13 protein-coding genes and 2 pseudogenes are annotated in these 12,474 nt (G+C 75.8%); 7 read left to right on the top strand and 8 right to left on the bottom strand.

Translation table 11 applies throughout. The features are described 5' to 3' along the window. The first annotated feature begins 46 nt into the window (after nucleotides 1-46). From JKP75_RS10120 to JKP75_RS21165, 4 genes and pseudogenes are all read left to right on the top strand, one after another. Nucleotides 47-1,552, top strand: coding sequence for an AMP-binding protein (locus JKP75_RS10120; protein ID WP_200491553.1), 1,506 nt, complete (start codon nucleotides 47-49; stop codon nucleotides 1,550-1,552). Nucleotides 1,553-1,601: 49 nt separating this feature from the next. Next, a complete protein-coding gene (locus tag JKP75_RS10115; RefSeq protein WP_200491554.1) occupies nucleotides 1,602-2,801 on the top strand; it encodes an acyl-CoA dehydrogenase family protein in 1,200 nt (399 codons plus the stop codon). Then, nucleotides 2,798-3,049: pseudogene (locus JKP75_RS23405) on the top strand (acyl-CoA dehydrogenase family protein); the annotation flags it as partial. The gene JKP75_RS10115 and the pseudogene JKP75_RS23405, both read left to right, overlap by 4 nt. A gap of 370 nt (nucleotides 3,050-3,419) precedes the next feature. Beyond that, nucleotides 3,420-4,094 carry an acyl-CoA dehydrogenase family protein gene (locus JKP75_RS21165; protein WP_309229731.1) on the top strand — a complete coding sequence of 225 codons (675 nt, stop codon included), beginning with the start codon at nucleotides 3,420-3,422 and terminating at the stop codon, nucleotides 4,092-4,094. On the opposite strand, the gene JKP75_RS10105 is transcribed toward JKP75_RS21165, so the two are convergent. Beyond that, a complete protein-coding gene (locus JKP75_RS10105) occupies nucleotides 3,997-5,043 on the bottom strand; it encodes a porin PorA family protein (RefSeq protein ID WP_200491556.1) in 1,047 nt (348 codons plus the stop codon). The two genes, JKP75_RS21165 and JKP75_RS10105, sit on opposite strands and share 98 nt — an antisense overlap. A gap of 254 nt (nucleotides 5,044-5,297) precedes the next feature. Further along, nucleotides 5,298-5,909, bottom strand: a complete 612-nt coding sequence (locus JKP75_RS10100; protein ID WP_309229730.1) for a trimeric intracellular cation channel family protein — start codon at nucleotides 5,907-5,909, stop codon at nucleotides 5,298-5,300. 111 nt (nucleotides 5,910-6,020) lie between these two features. Between JKP75_RS10100 and JKP75_RS10095 the strand changes: the two genes are divergently transcribed. Then, complete coding sequence (locus JKP75_RS10095; RefSeq protein ID WP_200491558.1) at nucleotides 6,021-7,277, top strand: MFS transporter; 1,257 nt, start codon at nucleotides 6,021-6,023, stop codon at nucleotides 7,275-7,277. A gap of 16 nt (nucleotides 7,278-7,293) precedes the next feature. On the opposite strand, the gene JKP75_RS10090 is transcribed toward JKP75_RS10095, so the two are convergent. From JKP75_RS10090 to JKP75_RS10080, 3 genes are read right to left on the bottom strand one after another with little or no spacing between them, the layout of a single operon-like run. Further along, nucleotides 7,294-8,313, bottom strand: a complete 1,020-nt coding sequence (locus JKP75_RS10090; protein WP_200491559.1) for an MsnO8 family LLM class oxidoreductase — start codon at nucleotides 8,311-8,313, stop codon at nucleotides 7,294-7,296. A gap of 54 nt (nucleotides 8,314-8,367) precedes the next feature. Further along, nucleotides 8,368-8,529, bottom strand: a complete 162-nt coding sequence (locus tag JKP75_RS24540) for an RGCVC family protein (protein ID WP_200491560.1) — start codon at nucleotides 8,527-8,529, stop codon at nucleotides 8,368-8,370. A gap of 27 nt (nucleotides 8,530-8,556) precedes the next feature. Beyond that, on the bottom strand, nucleotides 8,557-8,754 hold the full coding sequence (locus JKP75_RS10080; RefSeq protein WP_200491561.1) for a hypothetical protein: 198 nt from the start codon (nucleotides 8,752-8,754) through the stop codon (nucleotides 8,557-8,559). Nucleotides 8,755-9,114: 360 nt separating this feature from the next. Here JKP75_RS10080 and JKP75_RS24535 point away from each other — a divergent pair. After that, nucleotides 9,115-9,363: pseudogene (locus tag JKP75_RS24535) on the top strand (CBS domain-containing protein); the annotation flags it as partial. Nucleotides 9,364-9,457: 94 nt separating this feature from the next. Next, nucleotides 9,458-9,628 (top strand): CBS domain-containing protein, encoded by a 171-nt coding sequence (locus JKP75_RS10070; RefSeq protein ID WP_200491562.1) that lies wholly within the window; start codon nucleotides 9,458-9,460, stop codon nucleotides 9,626-9,628. Here JKP75_RS10070 and JKP75_RS10065 read toward each other — a convergent pair. From JKP75_RS10065 to JKP75_RS22710, 3 genes are all read right to left on the bottom strand, one after another. Then, entirely contained in the window at nucleotides 9,611-10,810 is a 1,200-nt protein-coding gene (locus tag JKP75_RS10065; RefSeq protein ID WP_200491563.1) for a helix-turn-helix domain-containing protein, read from the bottom strand. The two genes, JKP75_RS10070 and JKP75_RS10065, sit on opposite strands and share 18 nt — an antisense overlap. A gap of 67 nt (nucleotides 10,811-10,877) precedes the next feature. Next, nucleotides 10,878-12,044, bottom strand: a complete 1,167-nt coding sequence (locus JKP75_RS10060) for an MFS transporter (protein WP_309229729.1) — start codon at nucleotides 12,042-12,044, stop codon at nucleotides 10,878-10,880. Nucleotides 12,045-12,143: 99 nt separating this feature from the next. Then, nucleotides 12,144-12,275: a hypothetical protein gene (locus JKP75_RS22710; RefSeq protein ID WP_255522686.1), complete on the bottom strand. Its 132-nt coding sequence runs from the start codon at nucleotides 12,273-12,275 to the stop codon at nucleotides 12,144-12,146. Between the last annotated feature and the right edge of the window lie 199 nt (nucleotides 12,276-12,474).

The raw sequence follows: 12,474 nt of genomic DNA, 5'->3' as shown, positions 1-12,474 counted from the left end.
TCCGCGGCGGTGCTGCAGCGGCCGTCCGTCCCCCGGGAGGCAGCCGATGACCGAGTCCGCACAGCCCGTCGACGGTGTGGAGGACCTGCCGGAGCCGGTGCCGATCGGGGTGCAGATCGGCGTGCTGGCGGAGCGGTACGGCGACGCCCCCGCGGTGGCCTGCGAGGGCACCACCCGCAGCTGGATCGAGCTCGACCGCCGCACCAACCGGCTCGCCCGCGCCCTGCTCGCCCGCGGCGTCGTCCTCGGCGACCTGGTCACCATCGGCCTGCCCAACAGCGTCGAGTTCGTCGAGGCGTGCGTGGCCGCGTGGAAGATCGGCGCGGTTCCGCAGCCGGTCTCCGCAGCCCTGCCGCCCCTGGAGCTGCAGGGCGTCGTCGAGCTGGCGAACCCGCCGCTGGTCGTCGCCCGCGGGGACATCCCGCTGGACCGGCCGATCGCCGACGTCGACGAGCTGATCGCCGGTTCCGACGACGACAGCCCCCTGCCGCCCGCGATCGCCCCGGCCTACAAGGCGCCCACCTCCGGCGGCAGCACGGGCCGGCCCAAGCTCATCGTCTCCGGGCAGACCGGCGTCGTCGACCCGCTGGGCGGGGGAGCGGTGTGGCGGCACCGGCCCGGCGGCACGCTGCTCATGCCCGGCCCGCTGTACCACAACGGGCCGTTCACCAGCGCCATGGGCGGGCTGCTCGGCGGCTCCACGCTGGTGCTCATGCCGCGGTTCGACGCCGAGGCCGTCCTGCGGCTCGTGGAGCAGCACCGCGCCACCTGGCTCTACCTCGTCCCGGCCATGATGAGCCGGATCTGGCGGCTGCCCGAGGACGTGCGCGGCCGCTACGACCTCTCCTCGCTGGAGACCGTCTGGCACCTGGCCGCGCCGTGCCCGCCGTGGCTCAAGGAGGCATGGATCGACTGGGTCGGCGGCGAGGTGCTCATGGAGCTCTACGCCGGCACCGAGGCGCAGGCCGGCACGGTCATCAGCGGCACCGAGTGGCTGGCGCACCGCGGCTCGGTCGGGAAGACGCTCTACGGCGAGATCACCATCCTCGGCCCGGACGGCGAGCAGCTGCCCGCCGGCACCGTCGGCGAGGTGTTCATGCGCCGCGGCGAGGGGCAGCCGCCCTCGTACCGCTACATCGGCGCCGAGGCCCGCACCCGCGGCGACTGGGAGTCCCTCGGCGACGTCGGCTGGATGGACGAGGACGGCTACCTCTACCTCGCCGACCGGCGGACCGACATGGTGCTGGTCGGCGGCTCCAACGTGTACCCCGCCGAGGTCGAGGCCGCGCTCGACGAGCACCCGCAGGTCGCCTCCAGCGCGGTCATCGGCCTGCCGGACGACGACCTCGGCCAGGTCGTGCACGCCATCGTCCAGCCGGCGCCCGGCGTCGACGCCGTCGACCTGGACGACCTGCGCCGGTACCTCGCCGACCGGCTGGTCCGCTACAAGCAGCCGCGCACGTTCGAGTTCGTGTCCGAACCGCTGCGCGACGACGCCGGCAAGATCCGGCGCTCCCAGCTCCTGGCCGACCGGGTGGCCGCGCAGCAGTAGCGGCGCCCGACCCCGACCCGTACCACCGACCCCGAACGGGAGCACCACCATGACCACGACCGATCCACGAGCCGTGGAGGAGGACCTGCGCCAGCGGGTCAGCGACTTCCTCGCGGCCAACGACCACACCACGATGGACCGGCTGGAGTTCCTCCGCGCCCGGTACGACGCCGGCCTGGCCTGGGTGAACTTCCCGGTGGGCCACGGCGGGCTGGGCCTGCCGCGCTCCTTCCAGACCCAGGTCGAGGTGCAGCTGGCCAAGGCCGGCGCGCCGGACAACAACCCGCGCGGGAACGGCATCGGCCTGGGCATGGCCGCGCCGACGATCCTCGCGTTCGGCACCGAGGAGCAGAAGAAGAAGTTCCTCCGCCCGCTGTGGACCGGCGAGCAGATCTGGTGCCAGCTGTTCAGCGAGCCCGGCGCCGGCTCCGACCTCGCCGCCGTCAGCACCCGCGCGGTCCGTGAGGGGGCCGACTGGGTGGTCAACGGCCAGAAGGTGTGGACGTCGAGCGCGCACAAGGCGCAGATGGCGATCCTGGTCGCGCGCACCAACCCCGAGGTGTCCAAGCACGCGGGGCTGAGCTACTTCCTGTGCAACATGGACGCCCCCGGCGTCGACGTCCGGCCGCTGCGCCAGATCACCGGCGAGGCCGAGTTCAACGAGGTCTTCCTGACCGACGTGCACATCCCCGACAGCCAGCGGCTCGGCGACGAGGGCCAGGGCTGGAAGGTCGCGACCGCGACGCTGAACAACGAGCGCGTCGCCATCGGCGGTGGCGGCGGCGGCCGGGAGAGCGGGATGGTCGGCGTCCTGGCCAAGAGCTGGCGCGAGCACCCCGAGAGGCGCGGCGTCGGCCAGCACGACAAGCTGCTGCGGCTCTGGGTGGACAACGAGGTCGCCCGGGTGACCGGCCAGCGGCTGCGGCAGAAGCTGGCCGCGGGCGAGCCCGGTCCCGAGGGCTCGGCGATGAAGCTGACCTTCGCCCGCATCGCCCAGGAGGCCAGCGGCATGGAGCTCGAGCTGCTCGGCGAGGACGGCCTGCGGGCATCGGACTGGACGATGAAGCGCCCGGAGCACGTCGACTTCACCGGCCGCGACGCCACCTACCGCTACCTGCGCGCCAAGGGCAACTCCATCGAGGGCGGCACCTCGGAGATCCTGCGCAACGTCATCTCCGAGCGGGTGCTCGGACTGCCCTCCGAGCCGCGCGTCGACACCGGCATCGCCTGGAAGGACCTGCCCCGATGAGCGACCTGAACCTGCTCTACACCGACGTCGAGGACGACCTGCGCAGCAGCGTCCGCGACCTGGTCGCCGCGCGCAGCGAGCCGCACGCCGTCGCCGGCACCTACGACGGCGACCGCTCGCTCGTCGACCCGCTGTGGCGCGCCGTCGCCGCCGACCTGGGCCTCGCCGCGTTGCTCATCCCGGAGGAGCGCGGCGGTGCCGGCGCCTCGGCCCGCGAGGCCGCTGTGGTCCTCGAGGAGCTCGGCCGCGCGGTGGCCCCGGTGCCGTTCCTGACCAGCAGCGTCGTCGCCACGACCGTGCTGCTCGCCGCCGAGGCCGGCGGCGCGGCCGACGAGCTGCTCGCGGGTCTCGCCGCCGGCGAGCGCACCGCCGCCCTCGTGCTGCCGCTCTCGGCCGGGCCGGGGGAGGAGCGCACCGCGTTCACCGTGGACGGCGAGGGCCGGCTCAGCGGCACCGCGCGCAGCGTCGCCGGCGCGGTCGAGGCCGACGTCCTGCTGGTCCCGGTCGGCACCGGCAGCGGCACGGCCGTGTACGCGGTCCCGGCTGCCGACGCGCAGGTTGACGCCGTCGTCTCGCTGGACATGACCCGCCAGCTCGCCGACGTCACCCCTCGACGGGGTGGCCGGGCAGGAGCTGCTCGGCGCTTCCGCCGGTGCCGACGCCGTGCGCCGCGCCCTGGAGGTCGGCGCCGCGCTGCTCGCCTCCGAGCAGTACGGCGTCGCGCAGTGGTGCCTGACGACGACGATCACCTACCTCAAGGACCGCCGTCAGTTCGGCCGGGTCGTCGGCGGCTACCAGGCGATCAAGCACCGGCTGGCCGACCTGTACGCGGCGGTCGAGTCCGCCGGTGCCGCGGCCCGGTACGCCGCGGCCACCACGGCCCAGGGCGACCCGGACAGCGAGGTGGCCACCGCGGTGGCGCAGTCGTTCGTCTCCGACGTCGCGGTGAAGGCCGCGGAGGAGGCCGTCCAGCTGCACGGCGGCATCGGCATGACCTGGGAGCACCCGGCGCACCTCTACCTGAAGCGCGCCAAGGCCGACCAGATCGCCTTCGGCACGCCGGCTGCGCACCGGGCCCGCCTCGCGGAGCTGGTCGACCTGCCGGCGCCGAGTGGCCTGACCGGCGCTCCGACACCACGACGGGCCCGGTCCCCAGGAGATCTCCTGGGGGCCGGGCCCGTCCGCGTGCGGGAGGTCAGGCGGTGTGCACGCCCGTCCGGTCCGCCGCAGCGGTGCGGCCGGCGGCCCGGCGGGCCAGCAGCAGGGCGGCGACGACCAGCAGGAGGCCGATGACCAGGAGCGCGATCGGCAGCACCGTGCCGACCAGGGTCAGCAGCTGCGCCTGGTCGGCGACCTCGTCGCCGCGGTCCTCGATGGAGTCGTCGGTCGAGTAGATGTCGATCGTCGCGAACGGGACGTCGACCGTCGTCACGCCGAGGTCCAGCGAGCCGGTGATCTCCTGGATGCTGCCGCCGGCGATGGTGGCGCCCAGCTGCTGGTCGGCGTCGACGAAGGTCGTGGTGCGCGAGGTCCAGGCGATCGGGATCTCGGCCGGGAGCGAGGGCAGCACCGCGGGCAGCGCGGCCAGGAGCTCCGGCGACACCAGGCCGTCGAGGCCGGGGGCGAGCGCGGCGAGGGTCTCCTTGGGCAGCGACGTCGGCAGGTTCAGCGCGGCCGGGTCGGCCAGCTCGCCCTCGGAGAGCGACTCGTAGCGGTAGACGTCACGACCGCCGAAGGTCTCCTCGCCCTCGAAGGTCACCGGGGCGGCCTGCAGCGTGTACTGGTCCCAGTACTCGTACGTGCCCTCCTCGGTGGACGGGTCGACGGGCAGGGTGAAGACCAGACCCTCGGCGTCCTGCACGTCGTCGGCACCGGCGGGGGCCGGGCCGGCCTCGGCGGTCTCGCGGTCCACGTTGAAGCTGACCTCGGTGATCGCCGGCTCAGCGGTGCCGACGGTGCGCTCGTCGGTGCGCGTCACGATCTCGCTGCCGCCGTCGACGTCGCCGGCGGAGACGTTGCGGGTCGCCTCGATGGGGACGTCCCGGGCCAGCACCTCGGTCGCTCCGCCCGAGAGGACGGCCGGGTTGATCCCGTTGTAGGTGCCCTCGAACTCGAGGGTGACGTCGAGGTCCTCCGGCAGCTGGGTGGCCGAGGGGACGACGACGAAGCGGACGATCGCTGCGGCGACGACCAGCAGCACGCCGATCACGGCGAGGACTGCGGACGAGCGGGTCAATCTCACGTGTGGTGGCTCCGGGGGTGGTGGGTGCAGAACCCGACGAGTCTGTGTCGCACTCGACTGTGACCTGCGTCCGGGCTCCCCGCTGCCCGGCAGCCGCATGCGCGTCGTGACGTCGACCACCATGCACTCCGGCACGTTTCTCCGCGAGTGGTCGGGTGCCGCCTCGCGGACCGCCACGCCACGGCCGAGCGCGCCGGCCGGGTCGCCGAGGACGGCCCGGTCGACCAGTCCGCCGCGCTCGCCCCCGGGGCGGCTCAGCGCTCCCGGCGGCGCTCGCCCGGGGGGAAGGGCGCGTTCACGTCGAAGTGCACGCCGAGCATCCGGATCGCGAAGCAGACCGCGGCCGCGCCGATCGCGGCCACCGGACCCCGGGCGTCGAGGACGTCGGCGAGCACGACCACCGTGGCCCCGACCAGCGCCGGCACCGCGTACAGGCCGCTGCTGAGCACCGAGGGCACCTGGCGGATCAGCACGTCGCGCAGCGTGCCGCCCCCGACGCCGGTGATCGCGCCGACGATGACCGCCTGCGCGGGCCCGAACCCGAGGTCCACCGCCTTGAGGGCGCCGGTGACGGCGAACAGGCTGAGCCCGGCGGCGTCCAGCACGTTGATGGTCCCGTTGATCCGTTCGAGGTGGTGCCCGGTGAGGAAGGCGATGAGCCCGCCGCCGGCGGCCACGGCCAGGTACCGCCAGTCGAGGAACGTGGCCGGCGGGAGCGCGTCCAGGAAGACGTCGCGGATGGTGCCCCCGCCCAGCGCCGTGATCATGCCGAGGGTGATGACGCCGACGATGTCCAGCCGGGTCGCCCGCAGCGCGGTGAGGGCCCCGTTCAGCGCGAAGGCGAAGGTGCCGATCAGGTCGAGCACCAGCCAACGCGGTCGTGGCCATGCCCGGAACCTAGTTCCCCCTGCGGGACGGCGAGGCGCGGTGGTGTCGAATGGGGTCGGCGGCACCGAGCGGGACGAGGGACCACGGCGATGAGTTCGACCTTGAGCACGGTGCTGCGGCAGATCGGACCGTCGGTGATGCTGCCGATGCTGGTCTACGAGATCGGCCACGGCGCGGTGATGCCGGTCATCGCCCTGGTGGCCCTGGACGCGGGCGCCTCGACGACGGTCGCCGGGCTGATGCTCGCCGCGATCGGCATCGGCACGATCCTCGGCGACGTCCCGGCCGCGTGGCTGGCCAACCGGGTCGGCGAGAAGGGCGCGATGCTCGCGGCGATGCTCGCCTCGGCAGTCGCGATGGCCTCCTGCCTGGTCACCGGGTCGGTCGCCGCGCTGGCCGTGGCGCTGCTGGTGCTGGGTGCCTGCGGCGCGACCATGCACCTCGCGCGGCAGTCCTACGTCGCCGACGTCGTCGCCGTGCACCACCGGGCCCGCGCGATGTCCACGCTCGGCGGTGTCTTCCGCATCGGGCTGTTCATCGGCCCCTTCGTGGGCGCCGGCGTCATCTCGATCTGGGGGACCCGCTCGGCGTTCGCCGTCGCGGTGGTCGCCTCGCTGGTCGCGGCCGCGATCCTGGCCCTGGCGCCGGTCACGCCCGGCTCGGCCGCCCGGCCCGCGGGCGCGGGGCACGGGCCGGTCGGGGTCCGCGAGATGTTCCGCCGGCACCGGCGGCTGTTCCTCACCCTCGGGATCGCGGTGGCGTCCATCGGGGCGATCCGCGCGGCCCGGGTGGCGGTCATCCCGCTGTGGGCCGATCACATCGGTCTGGACGCGGCCACCACCAGCCTGGTCTTCGGCATCGCCAACTTCGTCGACATGGCGCTCTTCTACCCGTCGGGCCACGTCATGGACAGGCTCGGCCGGCTGTGGATCGCCGTCCCGTGCATGGTCGTCCTGGGCCTCGGCACGCTGGCCCTGCCGCTGACGGACGGCGTGGTCGGGCTGACCGCGGTCGCCATGGTCATGGCCTTCGGCAACGGGATCGGCTCGGGCATCGTGATGACCCTGGGCGCGGACACCTCGCCCGAGCTCGACCGACGGTCGTTCCTGGCGATCTTCCGGCTGATCAACGACGTCGGGACGTCGCTGGGCCCGGTGGTGCCGGCGGCGATCGCCACGGTCGCCCCTCTCGGCGTCGGCATCGCGGTGATGGGCGGCGTCGGGCTGCTGGGCGCGGCCGGGCTGGCCCGCTGGGTGCCGCGGTACTCGACCTACGCGACGCGGGCCATGGTGCGCGAGCACCACCGGCGGCGGCTCGAGGAGCGGGCGGAGATCCCGCAGCCCTAGCTCCGGCGGGACCCGCTCAGCCGGCGGGGGCGCTGGTCCGGGGCCGCAGGCCCAGGATCCCGGCGAGCGCCGCGTCGGAGGCGGCCAGGGCGTCGCGGTCGAACGTGCTGCTGCTGGCCACGAGTTCGGCGGCGCCGGTGCGCTCGAGCAGCTCGGCCAGCCGGCTCCCGACGTGCGCGGCGGTGCCCGCCACGGCCATGGCCGCGGTCCGGTCCACGTGCTCCTGCTGGCGCGGCGTGCGGGGCGCCGCCACGACGGCGGCGACCGGCTGCAGCGGCGGGAAGGCGCCCTCGGTCCGCGAGCGCGCCATCGCCCAGGCCTCGGGCAGCAGCAGGTCCGCGGCCTCGGCGGCGGTGTCCGCGACCAGCACGTCGAGGCTGATCGACACCCGCGGTGCGGGCTGCTGCTCGGAGGGCCGGAAGTCGCGGCGGTAGGCGGCCAGCGCGGCCAGCCCGGGCTCCGGATCGCCGGCGACCCCCAGGACCGGCCCGCCCACGACCACCGGCAGGCCCAGCGCGGCCGCCACCTGCAGGCCCGCTCCGGTGGCGAGCACGTGCAGGGGCAGGGGGCCGGCCGGCTGCGGGCGCACCGTGATCTCGGCCGAGCCGGTGAGGTAGCCGCGGAGCTCGGCGAGGTCGGCGGCGAAGTCGCGCTCGGTCTCCCGCAGCGCGCGCCGCACCGGCGGGGTGAAGCCGGGGGAGCGACCCAGCCCAAGGTCGATCCGGCCCGGTGCGAACGCGGTGAGGGTCGCGAACTGCTCGGCGACGACGAGCGGCTGGTGGTGCGGCAGCATCACGCCGGCCGAGCCCAGCCGGATGGTCGACGTCACCCCGGCCAGCGCCGCCAGCAGCACGGCCGGGGCGGCGCCGGCGACGCCGGGGACCCCGTGGTGCTCGGCGACCCAGAACCGCTCGTACCCCGACCGCTCGGCAGCCGCCGCGCGGGCGCGGGTGCCGTGCAGCGCGGCGGCGTCGGGCTCACCGACCCGGGTGCGGGAGCGGTCCAGCAGGGAGAGCCGGGGCTCCGGGGAGGTCACGTGCGCTCCAGCGCCGGCGGGCCGGGTCCTGTTCCGCCAGGCCCGCGAGGCCGGTCACCCGGTCGGGCAGACGCAGGTGCGGTCGAGCGCGGATCCGGTCGTGGCCCGGCACCAGCGCAGCGCGACCGGGTCGTGGTTCCCCACCGGGTGGGGGCAGGCGGCGCAGCCGGGCGCGGGAGCGGTCGGGCGTGGGGCTGTCGATGCCGGGGCGGTCACGGTCGTCCTCCTCGTCGATCGGGCAGGTCACCAGTTGGCCGGCGGATCGCTGGCCGGGAAGGACTGCAGCCCCCACTCCTCGACGACGTCGGAGCCGCGGTCCTCCCGGCCGGCGGGCGCGATGGGAGCCGTGAACGCACGGAGCTCGGGGGCCGCGGTCCGGGCAGCAGGCTGCCGCACGGGGGCGAGCAGCAGGGCGGGAGCGGGCGTCAGGGCGAGGGACACGGTGCCTCCTTCGGTTGCGGGGACGTCGACTCCAGCGTGGCCTCCCGGGTGCCGTGGATCGAGGGGCGCCACCGGTCAACTCGATCGCCCCGTCGTTGCCCGTCCCCGGCAAACCCGCGCCGCTCGGCCGCCTGCGCACATTCAGCTGCGCGCATCGAGCCGAGGGCCACGGCGTCCCGTTGCCGGGCCCCGGCAAGTTCCGACCCGGCGGATCGTCCGTCCGGAGCCGGTGACCCGGCCACCCCGCTCGACGCAGACTCCGATCAGTTCGACGACGAGGCCCCCTGGGGCAGAAATGGCCATTTCCGCCCCAGGGGCGAGGAGCGCCCGGACCGCGGGCGCCGGAGGAGGAGGCCAGCCATGAACCCCGTGCTCGACCGCGCCCCGAGGTCTGCCGGCGCGCCGCTCGCCCTGCGGCCGTGGCGCCGCGGGACGCCGGAGCCGGAGATCTCCCGGATGCCGCGCACGGCGGCGGATGTCATGACCCGTTCTCCGACGACGGTGGACCAGGACGAGTCGATGTGGGAGGCGTGGAGCCGGCTCGCGAGCGCCCGCGACCAGCGCGTCGTCGTCATCGACGGCACCGGCCGGCCGGTGGGCGTGCTGGACGACCGGGCGCTGGCCCTGGAGTGGCCGCCCGGGCCGTTCGCCGCCCGGCGCACCCCGGTGCGCACGCTGCTGAGGGGCCGGACGGGGGCCGCGGGTGCGCGGCACCGACGAGCTGCCCGCAGTCCTCCGGGTGATGGCCGGCTCGCGCGCCGACGCGGTGCCCGTCGTCGACCGGGCCGGGCGGCTCCGCGGACTGGTCACCCTCTGGCACCTCGCCGAGCTGGCCGCCGGGGTCGACCGCGCGGGCTCAGTGGTCGGCGGGTAGCGGCCGGGCCGGCCAGTCCAGCAGCCGCGCGCCCAGCACGGCGGCGTGCAGGGCGAACCGCTCCGCGGGCACCCCGGCGTCGTAACCGGTCAGCGCCCGCACCCGGGCCAGCCGGTAGGTCACGGTGCGGACCGACACGTGGAGGCGGCGGGCGGCCTCGGTCGCCACGTCCCCGGCGGCGACGTAGGCCTGCAGCGTGTCGAGCAACAGCTCGGGTCCGCCCCGGACGCCTGCCAGCGGGCCGAGCACGTCGCGCACCAGGTCGGTGATCGCCGCCTGGTCGCGCCCGAGGACGCGGTAGACGAGCAGGTCCCCCGAGTCGACGACGTCGCTGCCGGGGTCCAGCCGCTCGGCGAAGGTCAGCGCCTCCCGGGCCTCCTCGTAGGAGCGGGCCACGCCGTAGGCGCCGGGGAACGGGCGCCCGGCCGCGACCCGCCAGCCGCGGCCGGGCTCCAGCCGCGCGAGCTCCTGGCGCAGGACGGCAGCCAGCGTGGGCTCGGCAGGTCCGGTCCCGCCGGCCCGGTCCGGGACGACGACGACCACGCGGCCGTCCTTCGTCGCGACGAGCACGTCCCGGTCGCCGAACCGGTCGACGACGGCCCGCTCGAGCAGGATCGGCGCGCGCCCGGGGTCGGCGTCGTCCCGGCGGGCGGCGAGGGCGACGCGGTGGGCCTTGCCGAGGTCCAGGCCGAACGGCTCGGCGCGCTGCACGACGAGGGCGACGTCGGCGTCGCCGCGGAGCAGGTCGTCGACGAACTCACGCCGCAGCGCCTCCTCGTGCCGGACCTGCTCGCGCCGCTCGGCCTGGTGGCCGGCGACCAGCGCGCCGACCGCGTCGTCCAGGCTGCGCAGCACGGCCTCGGCGGAGCGGCGCACGTGCTCGGGGTCCGCGGACCGCTCGGTCACCGGGAGCGCCCGCCACAGCCGCCACGCCGCCGACAGGTAGAGGTCGACCGCCCGGCGGGCGCCGACACCGGAAGCGGCCGCGCGCCGGCCGAGCTCCCGGACGGCCGCGAGCTCCCAGGGCTCGGGCCGTCGGCCGCCGATGGCCGCATCGGCCAGCACCGGCAGGTAGTCGCCGATCAGCTCCAGCGGCGCGCGGGTCGCCGCGGCGGCCGCGGCGCCGACGGCGTCCAGCCAGGCGCGGTCACCGGAGCCGGCCGACCGTGGAACTGGGGGCACGGATCCTCCTCGCCGGGGCCCGGGTGGGCGCACCGGGCCCGACCATCCGTGCCGCGGACGGGCGGCGTCAAGCCGGCGGCCGGCTCCCGGCCCTCGGCAGGGTCAAGGCCGCGACCAGCGCGGCGGCCAGCACCAGCGCGCTCAGCGCGAACGCCCACTGGAAGGAGGCGACGTCGGTCAGCCAGCCGGCCACCAGCGGCCCGGCGATCGCACCCAGGTCGGCCGACATCTGGAACACCGCCACCACCCGCCCGCCGCGCGCGGGGCTGACGTCGGCGACCAGCGCAGCCGGCGCGCTGGCCAGCAGCGCGGCGGCAAGGCCGAAGACCGCCATGGACAGCAGGAACAGCCCGAGCTGCGGCGGGGCGACGAGCACCAGCATTGACGTGGTGGCCAGCGTCGAGCCGAGCAGCAGGGCCGGTCGCCGTCCCCACTCGTCGACCAGCCGGCCCGACCGCAGCAGGGCGACCGCCTGCGCCAGCGAGCCCGCGAGCAGCCCGGCGCCGGCCCAGGCGACGGTGCGGCCCAGCTCCTCGGTCACGTACAGGGGGACCAGCGAGTTGCGGACGCCGAACAGCACCCACCCGACGCCCAGGTTGGCAATGAGCGCCGCGACGTAGGCCCGCGAGCGGAAGGCGGTGCGCAGGTCGACCGGGCCCGCGTCCAGGTCGACCCCCGGGGACGGCGCGGGGCCGGCCGCGTCAGGTGCCGCCCGCAGCAGGACCATCCCGACGCCGCCGGCGACCAGCAGGAACCCGGCGTAGAGGAAGAACGGCAGCCGCGGTGAGAGCTCGGTGAGCAGTCCGCCGGCGGCGGGCCCGGCGATGCCGCCGAGGATGAAGCCGCCCTGCCAGGTCGCGGCGGCCCGGCCGCGGTGCGTCGGCGGCGAGACGCGGAACAGCAGCGAGAGCGCCGCGACGCTGAACATCGCGCTGCCCACGCCGCCGGCGGCGCGCAACCCCAGGAAGACGGGGAAGGAGCCGGCCAGCCCCGCCGCGCCGGTGGTCACGGCGACGACCAGCAGCCCCGCCGCGAGCACCAGCCGCTCGCCGAACCGCTCGACCAGCGAACCGCCGCCGAACGCGGAGACGAAGCGGAAGAACGCGAACGCGCTGACCGCCAGGCCGACCGCCGTCCGCCCGACGCCGAAGTCACGGGCGAACAGCGGGATGGCCGGGGCGACGATGCCGAACCCGAGGGCGACGACGAACGCGATGATCGCGAGGACGCCCACCTCCCGGGGGAGCTCCCCGCGCCCCCATGACCGCACGACCGTCGATCCTGGCACGTCGTGCCCGAGGGCCCGGCCCCCGGTCAGGGGGCCGGGCGGGGGTCAGCTCTTCCTGCGGGACGTGAGCTGCCCGGCCGGGGTCGAGCCCTCGGTGCGGGCGCGCTTCTCGGCGCGCTTCTCCTTGATCGACCGGCCGGCCTTCTTCGTGTTCCGGCCGGGGGACTTGTCACCCATCGAGTGCCTCCTCGTCAGCGGGGGTACCGGCCTCGACCCTCGCTGCGCGCCGGCGTGCGGACCACGGTCCCGGTCGGCCAGGTCGAGGCGCCGATCCCTGCCGGGGGTCGGCAACGACCGGCTCGGCAACGACCGGCTCCGCCACCGGGCTGCCGCGCGGCGTCGGCGACCGGATCGCCGTCAGGCGGGCTCGGGGACG

The sequence above is a fragment of the Blastococcus sp. TML/M2B genome (genome assembly GCF_016612865.1).
Lineage (GTDB): Bacteria > Actinomycetota > Actinomycetes > Mycobacteriales > Geodermatophilaceae > Blastococcus.
This window is presented reverse-complemented; position numbering and strand designations above follow the sequence as displayed.